The sequence below is a fragment of the Isoptericola sp. NPDC056573 genome (assembly GCF_042793335.1).
Lineage (GTDB): Bacteria > Actinomycetota > Actinomycetes > Actinomycetales > Cellulomonadaceae > Isoptericola.
Genome location: NZ_JBHTUY010000001.1, coordinates 357125 through 374360 on the forward strand (window position 1 = coordinate 357125; position 17236 = coordinate 374360).

Consider the following 17236-nt stretch of genomic DNA (forward strand, 5'->3'; position numbering starts at 1 on the left):
CCGGACCGTCCACGACGCCGAGGCCGACCGTGACGTCGACCATGACGTCGACCATGCCGCCGACCACGACCCAGGAGGACCATGAACCACCCGCGCGGGTACGACCCCCACGACGCACCGCCCACCCAGGCGATCCCGCCGCGCGAGGACGGCACCGGCGTGCTGCCCCCGACCCAGGCGATCGGGTCGCGAGGCGGCGAGGGCACGACGGTGCTGCCGGCCGCGCAGCCGACGGACGGGTACGACGAAGGCACGACCGTGCTGCCGTCCGCGCACGAGTTCGGCGGGTACGTCGACGGGACGGCGGTGCTGCCGCAGACCCAGGGGTGGGGCGGGTACGACGACGGCACGCAGGTGATGCCGCCGTCGCAGGCGCACGGCGGGTACGACGACGGCACGCAGGTGATGCCGCCGTCGCAGGCGCACGGCGGGTACGACGACGGCACGCAGGTGCTGCCGCCGACGCAGGCGCACGGCGGGTACGGCGACGGCACGGCGGTGCTGCCGAACGCCGCGCCGCCGCGGCGCACGTCCTCGCGTCCGGTCGGGTCGCTGTCGGCGCCGAGCGCGACGCCCGCCCCGCACGCGCCGCCGGCCCGCCCGGCGCCGCAGCAGCCCGCCGCCCCGGTTCCGCAGCCGGCGCCGCAGCGCGCGGCCGCCCCGACGCCGTGGGGCGCGGCTCCCGCGCCCGCGCACGGGGGACCCGCGGGCCCGGGCCGTGCCGCCCCCGAACCCGCGCGGCGCGGCACGGAACCGACGGCGGTGGCGGCGCTGGTCACCGGCATCCTCGGTTTCGTCGTGCCGCTGCTGGGCGTGCTCGCGATCATCCTGGGCGGCATCGGCCTGGACCGGACCCGTCGCCGTCGCTCGGGCGGGCGGGGCATGGCCAAGACCGGCATCGCGTTCGGCTCGATCCAGGTCGTGTTCACGGCGCTCGTGGTCATCGCCGGGCTGTGGCTCTGGAACACCTACGGCGACGACATCCAGCAGGCCCTGGACGAGGCGGAGCAGCTCACGCAGACGGACCTGTCCGTCCCCGACCTGCTGCTCGGCGGGCTCACCGGCGACCTCTCCTTCGGCGACCTGCAGGACCTCGCCGGCACCCTCGGCGACGCGGACCAGCTCCAGGAGCTCGGCGGCCAGTGCCAGGCGGGCGACCCCGTCTCCTGCGAGGACCTCCTGGACCGCCTGCCCGACGGCATCCTCGACCAGCTCCCCGAGGACCTCACCAGCCGCATCCCGGGGAGCTGACTCCGAGACACGGCGCCGAGACCGCGAGGTGGTCCCGCATCTGCCGAGGTAGTACCGGTCTCCGCGAGGTAGTACGGCTCTCCGCGAGGTAGTACGAGATCCCGCGAGGTAGTACTACCTCGGCAGGGTCCGTGCTGCCTCGCGGGGCGACGTCGGAGGGTCGGCGTAGTCTGGTGCGGCACGCCCGGCACCCCGCCGGTCGCACGGTTCCGAGGCCCAGTGACCCCAGAACCCCGTGCGTCCCGGGGAGAGCTGGGCCTGTCGTCGTGCCCGCACACGACTGCCGCGCCGCAGACCCCGCCCGAAGGACCCGCATGAACCTCACCGGCATCGTCCCCGCCCTCCTCGCCGACCCCGGCGCCGCTGCCGCGCTCGAGCACGTCCGGGCGCGCGGCTTCGCGGACGTCGTCGGGCCGGTCGGCGTGCGCGCCCCGCTGCTCGCGGCGGCGGCCGAGCGGCGGCCGCTCGTCGTCGTCACCGCGACGGGCCGCGAGGCCGACGAGCTCGCCGCCTCCGTGCGGGCCTACCTGCCTGACGACCGCGCCGACGACGTCGCGATGCTGCCGTCGTGGGAGACGCTGCCGCACGAGCGGCTGTCGCCCCGCGCGGACACGGTCGCCAAGCGGCTCGCGGTGTTCCGCCGGCTCGCGCACCCGGACCCGGAGCCCGGCCAGACCGGTCCGGTCCGCCTGCTCGTCATGCCCGCCCGCGCGCTGCTGCAGCCGGTGGTCGAGGGGCTGGGCGAGCTGGTGCCGGTCGAGCTGCACACCGGCTCGACGGCGGACCTCACGGACGTCGCCGACCGCCTGGTGGGCGGCGCCTACACGCGCGTGGACATGGTGGAGCGCCGCGGCGAGTTCGCGGTGCGCGGCGGCATCCTCGACGTCTTCCCGCCCACCGAGGACCACCCCCTGCGCATCGAGTTCTGGGGCGACGAGGTGACGGAGATCCGCTGGTTCGCCGTCGCCGACCAGCGCTCCCTGGAGATCGCCGAGCACGGCCTGTGGGCCCCGCCGTGCCGCGAGATCCTGCTCACCGACACGGTGCGCGAGCGCGCGGCGGGCCTCGTGGAGCGCCTGCCCGGCGCGATCGAGATGCTCGACAAGCTCGCCGCGGGCGTCGCCGTCGAGGGCATGGAGTCGCTCGCGCCGGTGCTCGTGGACCGCATGGTGCCGGTGCTGGAGCTGGTGCCCGACGACGCGCTGCTGGTCATCGACGAGCCCGAGCGGGTCCGCCGCCGCGCGCACGACCTCGTCGCCACCACCGAGGAGTTCCTCGCCGCCGCCTGGACGGGCGCCGTCGCGGGTGGGGCCGCGCCGATCGACCTGTCCGCCGCGTCGTTCGAGACGTTCACGGAGGTGCGCGACGTCGCCGCCCGCCGTGGCCTGGGCTGGTGGACGCTGTCGTCGTTCGCGCTCGACGCGGGGGGTGACGAGGGCACCGAGCCCGAGGCCGAGGTGGACGGCGTCACGACCTTCACCGTCGGCGCGCGCGACGTCGAGTCCTACCGTGGCGACCTCCAGCGGGCGCTGGACGACGTGCAGACGCTGCAGCGCGCGGGCTGGCGGCTGCTGCTCACCACGGAGGGCCACGGGCCCGCCAAGCGCATGGTCGAGCAGCTGGCCGCGCAGGACACGGCGGCGCGCATGGTCGCCGAGCTGGGGGAGGAGCCCGAGGGCGGCGTCGTCCTCGTCGCGCCGGCGCTGGTGGGCAAGGGCTTCGTCGCGACCGACCTGAAGCTCGCGGTGTTCAGCGAGTCGGACCTCACGGGGCGGCAGGGCTCCACCACCCGCGACATGCGCAAGATGCCGAGCCGGCGGCGCAACGTCGTCGACCCGCTGCAGCTGCGCGGCGGCGACTACGTGGTGCACGAGCAGCACGGCGTGGGGCGGTTCGTCGAGATGGTGCAGCGCACGCTCGGCGCGGGCGCCAACGCGGCGACCCGCGAGTACCTCGTCATCGAGTACGCGTCGTCCAAGCGCGGGCAGCCGGGCGACCGGTTGTTCGTGCCGATGGACCAGCTCGACCAGGTCACCAAGTACACGGGCGGCGAGGCGCCGTCGCTGTCCAAGATGGGCGGCGCGGACTGGAAGAACACCAAGGCGCGCGCCCGCAAGCACGTCAAGGAGATCGCGGGCGAGCTGATCCGCCTGTACTCGGCGCGCATGGCCACGCAGGGGCACGCCTTCGGCCCGGACACCCCGTGGCAGCGGGAGCTGGAGGACGCGTTCGCGTACGTCGAGACGCCCGACCAGCTCGTGACCATCGACGAGGTCAAGGCCGACATGGAGAAGGCCGTGCCGATGGACCGCCTGGTCTGCGGCGACGTCGGCTACGGCAAGACGGAGATCGCGATCCGCGCCGCGTTCAAGGCGGTGCAGGACGGCAAGCAGGTGGCCGTGCTGGTGCCGACGACGCTGCTGGTGCAGCAGCACTTCGACACGTTCTCCGAGCGGTACGCCGGGTTCCCCGTGACGGTGCGGGCGCTGTCCCGCTTCCAGTCCGACAAGGAGTCGGCCGAGACGGTGGAGGGGCTCGGCAAGGGCACCGTCGACATCGTCATCGGCACGCACCGCCTGCTCACGGGGTCGGTGCGGTTCAAGGACCTCGGCCTCGTGATCGTGGACGAGGAGCAGCGGTTCGGCGTGGAGCACAAGGAGACGCTCAAGCAGCTGCGCACCAACGTCGACGTGCTGGCGATGTCCGCGACGCCGATCCCGCGCACGCTCGAGATGGCGGTCACCGGCATCCGCGAGATGTCGACCCTCGCCACCCCGCCGGAGGAGCGCCACCCCGTGCTCACCTACGTGGGCGCGTACGAGGAGAAGCAGATCGGGGCGGCGGTCCGGCGCGAGCTGCTGCGCGAGGGCCAGGTCTTCTACGTGCACAACAAGGTGGAGACCATCCAGAAGACGGCGTCGCGGCTGGCGGAGCTCGTGCCCGAGGCCCGCATCGGCGTCGCGCACGGCAAGATGAGCGAGCACCAGCTCGACCAGGTGATCCGCGCCTTCTGGGAGAAGGAGCTGGACGTGCTGGTCTGCACGACGATCATCGAGACCGGGCTGGACATCTCCAACGCCAACACGCTGATCCTGGAGCGCGCGGACGTGCTGGGCCTGTCCCAGCTGCACCAGCTGCGTGGGCGCGTGGGCCGTGGCCGCGAGCGCGCGTACGCGTACTTCCTGTACCCGCCGGAGCGGCCGCTCACCGACACCGCGCACGACCGGCTGTCCACGATGGCCGCGCACACGGACCTCGGCGCCGGCATGCAGATCGCCATGAAGGACCTGGAGATCCGGGGCGCGGGCAATCTGCTCGGCGGCGAGCAGTCGGGCCACATCGCGGGGGTCGGCTTCGACCTGTACGTGCGCATGGTCGGCGAGGCGGTGGCCGCGTTCCGCGGCGAGCGCGAGGAGGAGCAGCCCGAGGTCACCATCGAGCTGCCCGTGGACGCCCACCTGCCCGAGTCGTACATCGCGACCGAGCGGCTGCGCCTCGAGGCGTACAAGAAGATCGCCGCGGCACAGGACGCGACCGCGCTCGCGGAGGTGCGGGCCGAGCTGGTGGACCGCTACGGCAAGCTCCCCGAGGTCGCCTCCGCCCTGTTCGACGTCGCCGACTTCCGCAACCACGCCCGCCGTGCGGGCCTCGCGGACGTCACGGCGCAGGGCAAGTTCGTCCGGTTCGCGCCGGTGGACCTCGCCGAGTCGGCGCAGCTGCGCCTCAAGCGGCTGTACCCGGGCACGATCCTCAAGCCCGCGATCCGCGCCTTCCTCGTGCCCTTCCCGACGACGGCGCGCATCGGCGGCCGCCCCCTGCGCGGCGCCGAGGTGCTCGCGTGGGCGCGGCAGCTCATCGACGCGGTCGTCCTGGGCGAGGTGTCCGCCGCGGCGAGCGTCGGCACCGGGTCGCCGAGGTAGTCCCCGGCACGGGGACCACCTCGGCGGGGGCGTCAGACGCCGGGGCGGTTGCCGTCGGGGATGGTGATGGGCGTGGTCTTGCCCGACTCGCCCTTGTTGAGGAACGCCATGCCGAGCGCCTTGACGAACTGGTCGAACAGGCGGAACGACACGGGCGCGACGGGGATGAGGCCCTCGCGGAACTTGATGTACGCCGGCCAGACCGTGCGGATGAGGGCTCGGGAGGCCGGGTCGCGCTTGAGGTTCAGCCACTCGGCGACGTCCTCGCCCAGCTGATAGACCACGAACTCGTTGAGGAACCCGCGCGTGACGCCGAGGTCGACCTGGGCGGTGAGGCCGAGGAGCACCTCGGCGAGGTCCTTGCCCTCGGGCGTGGGCGCCAGCAACGGCGTCAGCACCTGCTCGGACTGGGCGTGCGCGTCGGCCCAGGTCGCGGGGATGTACTCGTCCCTGACGCCCAGGAAGTGCAGCGCCACCTGCCAGTGGTGCAGGAACGCCTCCTCCTCCGCCGCGGACATCCTGATGCCCCACTTCTTCATGGTCTGGTGGGCGAAGGTGCCGGTGCTGTGGAAGGTGACGAGGATGTCCATATTGCTGATCGGGATCGTCTCGTCCGCGACCGCCTTCCAGTACGGGGACTGGGGCAGGAGGTGGCGCACGGCCGCGTGCACCATGCGGGTCTTGTTCGCCGTGACGATCATCTGGCCGTCGGGCTCGTAGGCGTTGAGGTCGGTGAGGTCGTAGCCGAACGTGAACGTCTTCGCCGCCCGGTCCTGCATGTCGGCCCCGCCCTTGGACCAGTACACGGACTTCGCCTCGCGCGGGATGACGGTGCTCATGATGCCGCCGCCGAGGCCGTAGATGAGGAAGAGGTACAGGTCCTTGCGCCGGTTGAAGTCGGCGGCGAGGCGCAGCTTGTCCCGGTCGGCCCAATCGGGCAGGCGGGTCGAGCGCTGCAGGAAGGCGGCCAGGTCGGCCGGCAGGCCCGCGGGGACGGGGTGGTCGTTGTCCACCCACGGGCCGATGGCGTCGTTCACCGCGGGAACCTTGCCCGCGTCGAGCACCGACGCCATGATCGCGTCGATCTCGTCGTCCCAGACCCACAGGGGGTCGACCCCGGTGCCGCTGCGCGCCACCGATCGCGACGGGGACCAGGACCAGGCCGCGCCCGGCGCCGCCACGCTCGTCAGGCCGAGCGCCGCGCCCAGGGTCAGGAGGGTGCGTCTGTTCATCTCGTTCACGGGGACCACCTGTTTCCGACGGGGACGGGGCCCCGCGGCGGCATCGTCGTCGACGCCGTCCGGGGGCGGGGCGCCCGTCCGGACCGATGTGCTGGCCGGTTGTTCACATGTGATTCGCCGTTAACATATGACCGTTGGCGGCGCGGCACAACCCCTGGCCGGGACACGGTGGCCCTCGACGTGCTCGCCCCGTCAGCCGAACGACTGCGCGGCGGCGTGCTCCACGTCGACGAGGAAGGCGACACGCTCCTCCCCGCGCGGGTAGTCGGCACCGGTGTGCACGCGGGCGATCCTGTCGACGACGGCCCACCCGCGATCGCCGTCGAGCACCTGAACGACGCGGCCGCGCAGCATGGCCATCTCCCAGGGACGCTCGGTGTGCGTCACGGACACGGCGACGCGCGGGTCACGCCCCACGTTGCGTGCCTTCTGCGAGCGCGGGCCCGTGAGGAACGCGAGGTGGTCGCCCTCCCACGCCACCCACAGCGGCACGCTGTGCGGCGAGCCGTCGGCCAGCAGCGTCGCCAGGTGTGCCACGTGGGGCTCGGCGACGAGACGGCGGGCGGTCTCGGGCAGGTGGGCGGGACCGGGCAGCGGGTCGAGGCGGGGCTCGGGTGCGGTCGTCATGACGGGTCGACCCACGCGGGCGCCGGGAATGAGCGCTGGTGCCGCACCCGGGTGGATTTGCCGTCCCGCCAGGTGGAGCGCGGCTTCCGTTCCTAGCATGAGGAGCGGACGGCGCGGCGCGGGCTGGCCGCGCCCTCCGCGAGGGCCCGCGACCCGCGGGCCGGGCACGGGGCGGCGGACGGGGACGCGATGAGCGGCACGATCGACGACGGCGGCACCGGGGTGCCGGGCGACGCGGCGGCTAGGCTCGCCGCGCTCGAGCGCGAGAACGCCGAGCTGCGCGCGCGGCTCGCGGCGGTCGGCGGCCAGCCCGTCGTCGTGGCCGCGGCACCGGCGGCGTCCCGCGAGCCGCGCCACCGCGGCCGGGCCGCGGCCGCCGTCGTGCTCGTCGTCCTCGGCGCGCTGCTGGCGCCCGTCGCCGTGGTGGCCGCCTGGGCGGAGCGCACGCTCACCGACACGGACCGGTACGTCGCCACGGTGGGGCCGATCGCCTCGGACCCGGCGATCCAGGGCGCCGTCGCCGGCCGGCTCACCGACGTCGTGATGGAGCAGATCGACGTGAACGCCATCGTCGGCACGGTGGTCGACGGCCTGGAGGAGCGGGGGGTCGGGCCGCGGGCGACGGAGGCGCTCACCCAGCTCGAGGGCCCGCTGACCAGCGGCGTCGAGTCCTTCGTGCGTCGCGCGGCCGACGGCGTCGTGACCAGCGACGCGTTCGAGGACGCCTGGGTGCAGGCCAACCGGGTCGCCCACCAGCAGCTCGTCGCGACGATGCGCGGCGAGGGCGGGGAGCTGCTGCAGATCGGGCAGGACGGCCAGCTCACCATCCAGCTCTCCGGCATGATCGACCTGCTCAAGCAGCGGCTCGTCGACCGGGGCCTCGGCATCGCGGCCCGGATCCCGGAGGTGAACGCGACGTTCACGCTCATGCAGACGTCGCAGCTCGTGCAGGTGCAGAACCGGTACGCGCAGGTCGTGGCGCTCGGGACGTGGTTGCCCTGGATCTCGCTCGGCCTGCTGGCCGCGGGCGTGCTCGTCGCGCGGCACAAGGCGCGCGCCCTGGTCGTCGCGGGCCTGGCGCTGGCGGCCGCGATGGTGGTGCTCGCCGTCGGCCTCGCGATCGCGCGGGGGATCTACCTCGACGCCCTGAAGGACGTGGTGCTGCGGCTGGACGCGGCCGAGGTGCTGTTCGACCAGGTGGTGTCGTTCCTGCGGGTCACGCTGCGCACGGTCGGCGTGCTCGGCCTCGTGGTCGCGATCGTCGCGTACCTGGGCGGGAGCAGCGCATCGGCTCGGTCGCTGCGCGCGGGCGCGGGCCGCGGGTTCGCGCGGCTGCGGGACTACGGCGAGGGGCGCGGGGTCTCGACCGGGCCGGTGGGCGACTGGCTGGGCCGGTACCGCACCGTGGTCCGCGTGGCGATCATCGTCCTCGCCGCACTGGTGCTGCTGCTCGCGGGCAGCCCCACCCCGGGGCTCATCATCGGCACGGCGCTGGTGGCGGGCGTCCTCATCGCCCTGCTGGAGCTGGTGGCGCGGCCGCCCCGGCCCGACGTCGAGGCCGCGACCGGCGCGCCCGACGTCCCCGACGTGGCGCAGCCCAGCCGCTGACGGTCGGCGCCGCGCCGACGCCGGCCGCCTGAACCGCGCGCGCCGGGCAGGTGCCGGCCCGGGTCCCTACCGTGGTCCCGTGGACCTCACCGCCGACGCCGTCGTCGCCGACCTGCACGCCGTCGCGGACCCGGCGGCGCACCCGAACCGGCACTACGCCGGGAGCGGCGAGGTGCTCGGCGTCCGGATGGGCACGCTGTTCGACGTGGCGAAGGGGTACGCCGCGATGCCGCTGGACCAGGTGCACCGCCTGCTCGACGAGCCCGCTTACGAGCCGCGGCTCGCCGCGTTCTGCGTGCTGGACTTCGCCGTCCGGCGCCCGCGCGTCACCGACGCCGAGCGGGAGGCGCGGTACCGCACCTACCTCGACCGGCACGACCGCATCGACACGTGGGACATGGTCGACCGGGCGGCGCCGCGCGTCGTCGGGCTCTACCTGCGCGACCGTTCCCGCGAGCCGTTGTTCGACCTCGCCCGCTCGGACGACCCGCTGCGCCGCCGCACGGCGCTGACCGCGCCGCTGGCGTACACGCGGCCGCCGCACCCCGCCGGGATCGCCGACCTGCTGCGCCTCGTCGAGCTGCTGCACACCGATCCCGACCCGGTGGTCCGCAAGCCGGTGGGCATCGCCCTCAAGCACGCCGGCGGTGCCGATCCCGCGGCCGTCCGCGCCTTCCTGGACCGGATGGGCGACGCGCTCGCGCCGCCCCTGCGGCGCGAGGCCCGGCAGAAGCTGCCCGACGAGCGCTGACCGGTGCCGGCCCGGGCGGGTCAGTCGCCCGCGGCCCGCCCCAGCTCGCCCGCGATGCGCTGCTCGAGCGCGTCGGTGGCGGCGTCGGGCAGCACGACGATCCCCTCGAGCTCCTTCATGGCCCGCCGGTACGCGGACTGCCGCTCGGCCTGCGACGAGCCCTCGTCGTCGGCCATCGCCAGGAGCTTCTTCGCCCGGTCGAGGGCCTGCCGCTCGGCGGGGGAGAAGTCGGACGCGCGGCGCCGCTTCGCCTCCCGCTCCGCGACGTCGAACCGGACCTGCATCTCGCGGACCGCGTCGCGGTAGCGGTCGAGGCGGCGGCGGTCGCGCAGCTCGACTAGGTCGTCGGGTCGGAGGTCCTCGGCCGCCCGGCGGGCGCGGTGGAAGTCGACGGTGACCTGCTCCCGCATGTCGGACATCAGGGGGTACTCGAGCGACTTCACGGCGTCGAGCTCGTACGCCAGCCAGCGCTGCTGCGTCGCGTCGTGCGCGGCCACGGTGCGCTCGATCTCGCTGGTCAGGGCCTCCTCGTCGGCCTGCGCGGCCGGGGCGGCGGGCGGCGGGGCGCCGTGCTTGATGCGGTACATCTCGAGCTTGTCCTGGCGGCGCTGCCGGTCCCAGCTCGAGATGCCCCGCGCGGCACCGCCGACGGCCGGGCCGACGAAGAAGATCAGCCACCAGTACGAGCCGAGGAAGTCCCAGACGCTGTCCACGGGGTCCACGCTATCGGCGCGACCGTGACCGCTGGGTGGTCGAGGGAGCCACCGGGTGGACGCCGGTCTAGGCTGGGCGGGTCAACCCAGCACCGTCGCGGGCGTCAGCGGCCCCGGGCACCTTCGCCTGGGCCTTGCCGCGCGGTCGCCCGCGAGCCCCGTCTGAAGGAGCAGCCCGTGGCAAGCATCGAAGCCGTTGGAGCACGCGAGATCCTCGACTCGCGCGGCAACCCCACCGTCGAGGTGGAGATCGCGCTGGACGACGGCACGTTCGCCCGTGCGGCGGTCCCGTCGGGCGCCTCGACCGGCGCCTTCGAGGCCGTCGAGCGTCGTGACGGCGACAAGGGGCGCTACCTGGGCAAGGGCGTCGAGGGCGCGGTCAACGCCGTCATCGACGACATCGCCCCCGAGCTCATCGGCTACGACGCCGAGGAGCAGCGCATCATCGACCAGACGCTGATCGAGCTGGACGGCACCCCGAACAAGGGCAAGCTGGGCGCCAACGCGATCCTGGGCGTCTCGCTCGCCGTCGCGAAGGCTGCCGCCAAGTCGGCCGGCCTGGACCTGTTCCGCTACGTGGGCGGCCCGAACGCGCACGTGCTGCCCGTGCCGATGATGAACATCATCAACGGCGGGTCGCACGCCGACTCGACGGTGGACTTCCAGGAGTTCATGATCGCGCCGATCGGCGCGCCGACCTTCAAGGAGGCCCTGCGCACGGGCACCGAGGTCTACCACGCGCTCAAGAGCGTGCTGAAGGGCAAGGGCTTCTCCACGGGCCTCGGCGACGAGGGCGGCTTCGCCCCCGACCTGCCGTCGAACTCCGCCGCCCTGGACCTCATCGTCGAGGCGATCGAGAAGGCGGGCTTCACGCCGGGCTCCGACGTCGCCATCGCGATGGACGTCGCCGCGACCGAGTTCTTCAAGGACGGGGCGTACCACTTCAAGAACGGCGAGGTGCACTCCACCGCGGACATGATCAAGCTCTACGAGGGCCTGGTCGCGAACTACCCGATCGTCTCCATCGAGGACCCGCTGTCCGAGGACGAGTGGGCCGCCTGGACGCAGTTCGTCTCCGAGGTCGGCGACAAGGTGCAGGTCGTCGGCGACGACCTGTTCGTCACCAACCCCGAGCGCCTCGCCCGCGGCATCGAGGAGAAGGCCGCCAACTCGCTGCTGGTCAAGCTCAACCAGATCGGCACGCTCACCGAGACGCTCGACGCCGTCACGCTCGCGCAGCGCAACGGCTTCACGACGATGACCTCGCACCGCTCCGGCGAGACCGAGGACACCACCATCGCCGACCTGTCCGTCGCGACCAACGCCGGCCAGATCAAGACCGGTGCCACCGCCCGCGGCGAGCGCATCAACAAGTACAACCAGCTCCTGCGCATCGAGGAGGCGCTGGACGACGCCGGTCGTTACGCCGGCCGTTCGGCCTTCCCGCGCTTCCAGGGCTGACGCCCCCGGACGCCGCACGACGACGGCCGGTCGCTCCCGCGGGGGCGACCGGCCGTCGTCGTCCCGTGAGGTAGTACGAGCCGTGCCGAGGTGTGGTCCCACCCGCTGCCTCGGCGCGATCCGGACTACCTCGGCGCGATCCGGACTACCTCGGCGCGATCTGTACTACCTCGGCGCGATCCGGACTACCTCGGCGCGATCCGGACTACCTCGGCGGGTCTGCTCGCGGGCGCGCCGACGACGGTCCCCGGCCCGGGCGGTGCGGCTCGGCAGAATCGGGGCGTGCCTGCCCGTCGCCCGACCTCGCCCGCCGCCCGCCGCCCGGCGTCGCGGCCCTCGGGGGCGCGCGGCGGCTCCGCACGGCCCACGACGACGTCGAACGCGTCGGTGGGCACCAAGCCCAAGGCGCCGGCGAAGGGCACGAGCAAGGCCGCGAGCAACGGCACGAGCAAGGGCGCCGGCAGCGCGAAGGGTGCCGCCCCAGCCTCCGGCAAGGGCTCCGGCGCGAGCACCGGCAAGGGCACGGCGAGCGGGCGACGCGGGTCGCGTCGGCCGGCGGGGCCGGCGCGCGAGGACCGGCGCCGCAGCCGTTACGGGCTGGTGCTGCCGGAGGTGCTCACCGTCCGGCTCATCGTGCTGTCGGTGGTGGTGCTGCTCGCGGTGGTGCTCCTGCTGCCCACGGTGCGCGGCGCGGTGACCCAGGCGCACGAGCTGGACCGGCTGCGCACGGAGCTGGCGCAGAACCGGGCCGAGCGCGACCGCCTGGAGGTGGAGCTCGGCCGCTGGGAGGACCGGTCGTACGTCGAGGAGCAGGCGCGGTCGCGGCTCAGCTTCGTCATGCCCGCCGACAAGGTGTGGCGCGTGGTCGACCCGGACGCCGCGGGGGACGACGACGTCGACCCGGTGACGGGCGAGGCCGTCGGCTCCGGGCCGGTGGGGACGTCCACCGGGCCGAGCGTGCCCTGGTACCAGTCGGTCTGGGAGTCGGTGCAGGTGGCCGACGGCCCCGCGGCCACGGACGACGCCACGGACGATGCCACGGACGACGCCACGGACGATGCCACGGACGATGCCACGGAGGACGACACCGCGGGCGACGGTCCCGAGCCCGGCGGCTCGGTGACCCCGTCGTCCGGGGCCGGCTGAGCAGCAGGACGCGCCGGGCGTGATCCGCTGGGCCGGGCCGCGGACGGCCCCACGCTCAGCGGCCGCCGGGGCGGTAGCCGAGCCCGGCCGCGACGGCGGCGGCGGCGTCGAGCACGACGGGCACGAGCGACTCGACCCGGGCCGGCGGCATGTACGGGCGGGTGGCGGAGACGCTCACGGCGGCGGCGACGGCGCCGGAGGCGTCGCGCACGGGCGCGGCGACGCAGAGGATGCCGGGTTCGTTCTCCTCCAGGTCGAACGCGACGCCCCGGCGGGCGGACGCCTCCATGACGGCGACGAACTCGTCGGGCGTGAGCACGTCCGCCGCGGGGCCGTCCGAGGCGTCCCCGCCGACGCGCCGCTCGGCGACGAACTGCTCGCGCCACCGCTCGGGCTGGTCGAGCAGCAGGGCCTTGCCGACCCCGGTACGCGTGAGCGGCATCCGGTGCCCGACCCGCGAACGCATCTCCGCGCCGCGGGTGCCGGGGATCTTGTCGAGGTAGAGCACCTGGCCGCGGTCCTCGATGGCGAGGTGCACGGTGTCCGAGACCCGGGCGGCGAGCGCCCGGAGCGGCCCGGCCGCGACGTCGGCGACCGGGTTCTCCTGCAGCGCCTGGTAGCCGAGCTCGATGAGCGCGGGGCCGAGCGCGTACCGTCCGTCGTCGAGGTGGCGCACGTAGCCGGTCGCGAGCAGCAGCTGCAGGAGGCGGTGGGTGGTGCTGCGGCCGACGCCGGTCTCGGCGGCGATGTCGCGCAGGCGTCCGTGCCCGCGCGCGACGGCGTCGACGACGGCGATGCCGCGGGCCAGCGTCTGCGTGCCGGGGGGCGGGGGCGCCGCCGGGGCGCGGGTGCCGGCCCGGGCCCTGGGAGGGGGCGCGGGGGCGTCCGGGGAGGCGGAGGGGCTCACGGCGAGGAGCGTATCCCGATAATAGGGACGCGGTTCTCATAGTCGGGATCGGCTGCCTACCGTTCCCGATCATGGCCGATGACGCACCCCGGCGCGACGCAGCGCTCGTCGCCCTCGACTGGGGCACCTCCAGCTTCCGCGGTTGGCTCCTGGACGCCGCGGGCGGTGTCCTCGACGAGGTCCGCACGGACGACGGCACCCTCCGCTGCTCCGCGGGAACCGGCTCCGCGCCCGAGCGCGCCGCCGCGTTCGAGCGGACGTTCGCGCGCCTGTGCGGACCCTGGCTCGAGCGCCACCCGGACCTGCCCGTGCTGGGCGCGGGCATGGTGGGCTCCAACCACGGCTGGGCCGACGCGGGGTACCTCGACGTGCCCGCCCGGCTCTCGCGGCTCGCCGACCACCTCACGCCGGTGCCGGCCGCCGGTTCCGTCGTGCACCTGGTGCCCGGCCTGCGGGTCGTCGGACCGGACCCCGACGTGCTGCGCGGGGAGGAGGTGCAGCTGCTCGGCGCGCTGGAGGAGACCCGCGAGGAGGGCGGGGCGCCGCTCGCCACGGCGGTGCTGCCCGGCACGCACTCCAAGTGGGTGCGCCTCGACGGCGACCGCGTCACGGGCTTCGCCACCGTCATGACCGGCGAGCTGTACGGCCTCCTGCTGCGCGACAGCATCCTGGCCCGCCTCGCCGAGGACGGCCCCCACGGCGACCCGGCGGCCGGGCGGGATGCCGTCGACCAGGAGGCCTTCGACCGGGGCCTCGACACCGACGCGCGGCGGGGGGACGAGCGCGGGCTGGCGGCCCTGCTGTTCACGGCCCGCACCCTGGTCATGGCCGGCGCGCTCCGGCCCGCCCAGGTGGCGGACTACGTGTCGGGCCTCCTCGTCGGCTCGGAGGTGCGGCACGCGCTGCGCGCGGACCCGGCCGCGCTCGTCACGGTGTGCGCGTCACCCGCGACCGCGCGGCGCTACCGCCGGGCGCTCGAGCGCCACGGCGCCGTGGTGCGGGCGGCCGGGGAGGACGTCGCGGTGCGCGGCCTGTGGCGCGTCGCCCGCGACGCCGGGCTCGTGACGGGCGCGCCGCTCCCCGGGGCCCGGACTTCCGAGCGCACCACGACCCTGTCCAGCACCGAGGAAGGAACCTCATGACGCACCGACCCACCGGCCTCGTCGCCATCCTGCGAGGCGTCACGCCGCCGGAGTCCGTCGACGTCGCGGCCGCCGTCCTCGAGGCGGGGTTCGACGCCGTCGAGGTGCCCCTCAACTCTCCCGACCCGCTCGGGTCGGTCCGCCGCATCCGCGACGCGGCCGGCCCGGACGCCCGGGTCGGCGCGGGCACCGTGCTCACGCCCGAGGACGTGCGCCGCGCCGCCGACGCCGGAGCCTCGCTCGTCGTGTCGCCGAACACGCGGCCCGACGTCGTCGCGGAGACGGTGCGCCTCGGGCTGGAGAGCTATCCGGGGGCGGCGACGCCCACCGAGGCGTTCGCCGCGCTCGACGCCGGGGCCACAGCCGTCAAGCTCTTCCCGGCCTCCGCGGTCGGGGTGTCGGGCCTGCGCGCCTGGGCGAGCGTGCTGCCGACCGGCACGGCGCTCGTCCCGGTGGGCGGGGTCGACGCCACGAACCTGGGCGAGTGGGCGCGCGCCGGCGCGGCGGGCGCGGGCCTGGGCACCTCGCTGTACCGGCCGGGCGACGCCGCCGAGACCGTCGCCGCGCGCGCCGCCGAGCTCGTCCGCGTCTGGGCCGACCACACCGACCACTGACCACGCGTCACACGCTGAAAGGCAAGCCGTGAAGATCACGTCGTTGACGACGTTCGTCGTCCCGCCCCGCTGGCTCTTCCTGAAGATCGAGACCGACCAGGGGATCGTCGGCTGGGGAGAACCCGTCCTGGAGGGCCGTGCCGCGAGCGTCGCGGCCGCCGTCGAGGAGCTGTCCGACTACCTGGTGGGCAAGGACCCCCGGCAGATCGAGGACCACTGGACCGTGCTGTACCGCTCCGGGTTCTACCGGGGCGGCGGCGTCCACATGAGCGCGCTGGCCGGCATCGACCAGGCGCTGTGGGACATCAAGGGCAAGGCGCTCGGCGTCCCCGTGCACGAGCTGCTGGGCGGGCGGGTGCGCGACCGCATCAAGGTGTACTCGTGGATCGGCGGCGACCGGCCGGCCGAGACCGCCGCGGCCGCGCGGGAGGCCGTCGGTCGCGGCTTCTCCGCCGTGAAGATGAACGGCCCGGAGGAGCTCCAGTACCTCGACACCCGGGACAAGGTGGAGAAGGTCGTCGCCAACGTCGCCGCCGTCCGCGAGGCCGTGGGGCCCGACGTCGGCATCGGCGTCGACTTCCACGGGCGCGTGCACCGCCCGATGGCGCGCGTCCTCCTCGAGGCGCTGGAGCCGTACCACCTGATGTTCGTCGAGGAGCCGGTGCTGTCCGAGCACGTCGACGGCATCGCGGACGTGCTCCGCGCGTCGAGCACGCCGATCGCCCTGGGGGAGCGGCTGTACTCGCGGTGGGACTTCAAGGACGTCATCACGTCCGGCGTCGTCGACGTGATCCAGCCCGACCTCTCGCACGCCGGCGGTATCACCGAGGTGCGCAAGATCGCGGCGATGGCGGAGGCCTACGACATCGCCGTCGCCCCGCACTGCCCGCTCGGGCCGATCGCGCTCGCCGCCTGCCTCCAGCTCGACGCCGTCGCGTACAACGCGGTGATCCAGGAGCAGAGCCTGGGCATCCACTACAACACCTCCAACGACCTGCTCGACTACGTCGTCGACCCGACCGTCTTCGCCTACTCCGACGGGTCCGTCGAGATCCCGCGCGGCCCCGGCCTCGGCATCGAGGTGGACGAGGACTACGTGCGCCAGCGGGCCGCCGTCGGGCACCGGTGGCGCAACCCCGTGTGGCGGCACGCCGACGGCTCGTTCGCGGAGTGGTGAGCGGGCGCACCCCGGCAGCGGCGCGACCGGGGCCGGGCCCGGGGGAGAATGGGGGCTGCCCCGCCCGCGAACGCCCCGAGGACCGCCCCTATGACCGACCACACCGCCCCCGTCGGCGACGCCGACCCGACCGTGGTCACCGAGCGCGACCTCGAGGTGCTCGCCGAGCAGCTCGGGCGCGAGCCGCGCGGCGTCGTCGGCATCGCCGCCCGATGCGTGTGCGGTCGCCCGCTCGTCGTGCGCACCGCGCCGCGGCTGCCCGACGGCACGCCGTTCCCGACCACGTACTACCTCACGCACCCGGGGGCGGTCGCGGCCGCCTCCCGGCTGGAGGCGGACGGCGTGATGAAGGAGATGACGGCGCGCCTCGCCGAAGACGAGGAGCTCGCGGACGCGTACCACCGGGCGCACGAGCACTACCTGGCGCGGCGCGCCGAGCTCGGGCAGGTCGACGAGATCGAGGGCATCTCCGCCGGTGGCATGCCCACGCGCGTCAAGTGCGTCCACGTCCTCATGGGCCACGCGCTGGCCGCCGGTCCGGGCGTGAACCCGCTCGGCGACGAGGCGCTCGCACTGGTGCGCGACCAGTGGCGGCCCGACCGCTGCAGCTGCTGAACGACGTCCGTCACACGTCCCGGTCCCGAGAGGCGTGGCGTCGGTGTCGGATGAGATCGTGTC

The 17236-nt window shown here is 74.5% G+C and carries 14 protein-coding genes; 10 read left to right on the forward strand and 4 right to left on the reverse strand.

Annotated features, from left to right (window positions below; translation table 11 throughout):
• Positions 1 to 81: 81 nt before the first annotated feature.
• The gene (locus ACFQ8E_RS01635) at positions 82 to 1251 is read left to right on the forward strand and encodes a DUF4190 domain-containing protein (RefSeq protein ID WP_430548818.1); all 1170 of its coding nucleotides are present in this window, start codon (positions 82 to 84) and stop codon (positions 1249 to 1251) included.
• A 314-nt stretch (positions 1252 to 1565) separates the two neighbouring features.
• Positions 1566 to 5171, forward strand: coding sequence for a transcription-repair coupling factor (gene mfd / locus ACFQ8E_RS01640; RefSeq protein WP_430548819.1), 3606 nt, complete (start codon positions 1566 to 1568; stop codon positions 5169 to 5171).
• 32 nt (positions 5172 to 5203) lie between these two features.
• Here the strand turns inward: mfd and ACFQ8E_RS01645 are convergent, their stop codons facing one another.
• Both ACFQ8E_RS01645 and ACFQ8E_RS01650 read right to left on the reverse strand, forming a co-directional pair.
• Positions 5204 to 6403 carry an oxygenase MpaB family protein gene (locus tag ACFQ8E_RS01645; protein WP_430548820.1) on the reverse strand — a complete coding sequence of 400 codons (1200 nt, stop codon included), beginning with the start codon at positions 6401 to 6403 and terminating at the stop codon, positions 5204 to 5206.
• A gap of 201 nt (positions 6404 to 6604) precedes the next feature.
• The gene (locus ACFQ8E_RS01650; RefSeq protein ID WP_430548821.1) at positions 6605 to 7039 is read right to left on the reverse strand and encodes a TIGR03618 family F420-dependent PPOX class oxidoreductase; all 435 of its coding nucleotides are present in this window, start codon (positions 7037 to 7039) and stop codon (positions 6605 to 6607) included.
• Between the two features lie 189 nt (positions 7040 to 7228).
• Between ACFQ8E_RS01650 and ACFQ8E_RS01655 the strand changes: the two genes are divergently transcribed.
• Entirely contained in the window at positions 7229 to 8647 is a 1419-nt protein-coding gene (locus ACFQ8E_RS01655) for a hypothetical protein (protein WP_430548822.1), read from the forward strand.
• Between the two features lie 79 nt (positions 8648 to 8726).
• Positions 8727 to 9398: a DNA alkylation repair protein gene (locus ACFQ8E_RS01660; RefSeq protein WP_430548823.1), complete on the forward strand. Its 672-nt coding sequence runs from the start codon at positions 8727 to 8729 to the stop codon at positions 9396 to 9398.
• A 20-nt stretch (positions 9399 to 9418) separates the two neighbouring features.
• Here ACFQ8E_RS01660 and ACFQ8E_RS01665 read toward each other — a convergent pair whose 3' ends face one another.
• The gene (locus ACFQ8E_RS01665) at positions 9419 to 10111 is read right to left on the reverse strand and encodes a hypothetical protein (protein WP_430548824.1); all 693 of its coding nucleotides are present in this window, start codon (positions 10109 to 10111) and stop codon (positions 9419 to 9421) included.
• Positions 10112 to 10288: 177 nt separating this feature from the next.
• Between ACFQ8E_RS01665 and eno the strand changes: the two genes are divergently transcribed.
• Together eno and ACFQ8E_RS01675 are read left to right on the forward strand one after the other, a co-directional pair.
• The gene (gene eno / locus ACFQ8E_RS01670) at positions 10289 to 11572 is read left to right on the forward strand and encodes a phosphopyruvate hydratase (protein WP_430548825.1); all 1284 of its coding nucleotides are present in this window, start codon (positions 10289 to 10291) and stop codon (positions 11570 to 11572) included.
• 282 nt (positions 11573 to 11854) lie between these two features.
• Positions 11855 to 12718, forward strand: a complete 864-nt coding sequence (locus ACFQ8E_RS01675) for a septum formation initiator family protein (protein ID WP_430548826.1) — start codon at positions 11855 to 11857, stop codon at positions 12716 to 12718.
• A 55-nt stretch (positions 12719 to 12773) separates the two neighbouring features.
• Here ACFQ8E_RS01675 and ACFQ8E_RS01680 read toward each other — a convergent pair whose 3' ends face one another.
• Positions 12774 to 13625 carry an IclR family transcriptional regulator gene (locus ACFQ8E_RS01680; protein WP_430548827.1) on the reverse strand — a complete coding sequence of 284 codons (852 nt, stop codon included), beginning with the start codon at positions 13623 to 13625 and terminating at the stop codon, positions 12774 to 12776.
• Between the two features lie 71 nt (positions 13626 to 13696).
• Here ACFQ8E_RS01680 and ACFQ8E_RS01685 point away from each other — a divergent pair, with 71 nt between their 5' ends.
• From ACFQ8E_RS01685 to ACFQ8E_RS01700, 4 genes are all read left to right on the forward strand, one after another.
• Positions 13697 to 14767, forward strand: a complete 1071-nt coding sequence (locus tag ACFQ8E_RS01685) for a 2-dehydro-3-deoxygalactonokinase (protein WP_430548828.1) — start codon at positions 13697 to 13699, stop codon at positions 14765 to 14767.
• The gene (locus ACFQ8E_RS01690) at positions 14764 to 15381 is read left to right on the forward strand and encodes a 2-dehydro-3-deoxy-6-phosphogalactonate aldolase (RefSeq protein WP_430548829.1); all 618 of its coding nucleotides are present in this window, start codon (positions 14764 to 14766) and stop codon (positions 15379 to 15381) included. Before ACFQ8E_RS01685 ends, ACFQ8E_RS01690 begins: the two co-directional genes overlap by 4 nt.
• Before the next feature lie 28 nt (positions 15382 to 15409).
• Complete coding sequence (dgoD, locus tag ACFQ8E_RS01695; RefSeq protein WP_430548830.1) at positions 15410 to 16558, forward strand: galactonate dehydratase; 1149 nt, start codon at positions 15410 to 15412, stop codon at positions 16556 to 16558.
• A 90-nt stretch (positions 16559 to 16648) separates the two neighbouring features.
• A complete protein-coding gene (locus ACFQ8E_RS01700) occupies positions 16649 to 17173 on the forward strand; it encodes a DUF501 domain-containing protein (protein WP_430548831.1) in 525 nt (174 codons plus the stop codon).
• Positions 17174 to 17236 lie beyond the last annotated feature (63 nt).

Bases quoted from the DNA above. Each gene is read 5' to 3' on its own strand.
- ACFQ8E_RS01635 (WP_430548818.1), top strand. From the start codon at position 82: ATGAACCACCCGCGCGGGTACGACCCCCACGACGCACCGCCCACCCAG.
- mfd (WP_430548819.1), top strand. From the start codon at position 1,566: ATGAACCTCACCGGCATCGTCCCCGCCCTCCTCGCCGACCCCGGCGCC.
- ACFQ8E_RS01645 (WP_430548820.1), bottom strand. From the start codon at position 6,403: ATGAACAGACGCACCCTCCTGACCCTGGGCGCGGCGCTCGGCCTGACG.
- ACFQ8E_RS01650 (WP_430548821.1), bottom strand. From the start codon at position 7,039: ATGACGACCGCACCCGAGCCCCGCCTCGACCCGCTGCCCGGTCCCGCC.
- ACFQ8E_RS01655 (WP_430548822.1), top strand. From the start codon at position 7,229: ATGAGCGGCACGATCGACGACGGCGGCACCGGGGTGCCGGGCGACGCG.
- ACFQ8E_RS01685 (WP_430548828.1), top strand. From the start codon at position 13,697: ATGGCCGATGACGCACCCCGGCGCGACGCAGCGCTCGTCGCCCTCGAC.
- ACFQ8E_RS01690 (WP_430548829.1), top strand. From the start codon at position 14,764: ATGACGCACCGACCCACCGGCCTCGTCGCCATCCTGCGAGGCGTCACG.
- ACFQ8E_RS01700 (WP_430548831.1), top strand. From the start codon at position 16,649: ATGACCGACCACACCGCCCCCGTCGGCGACGCCGACCCGACCGTGGTC.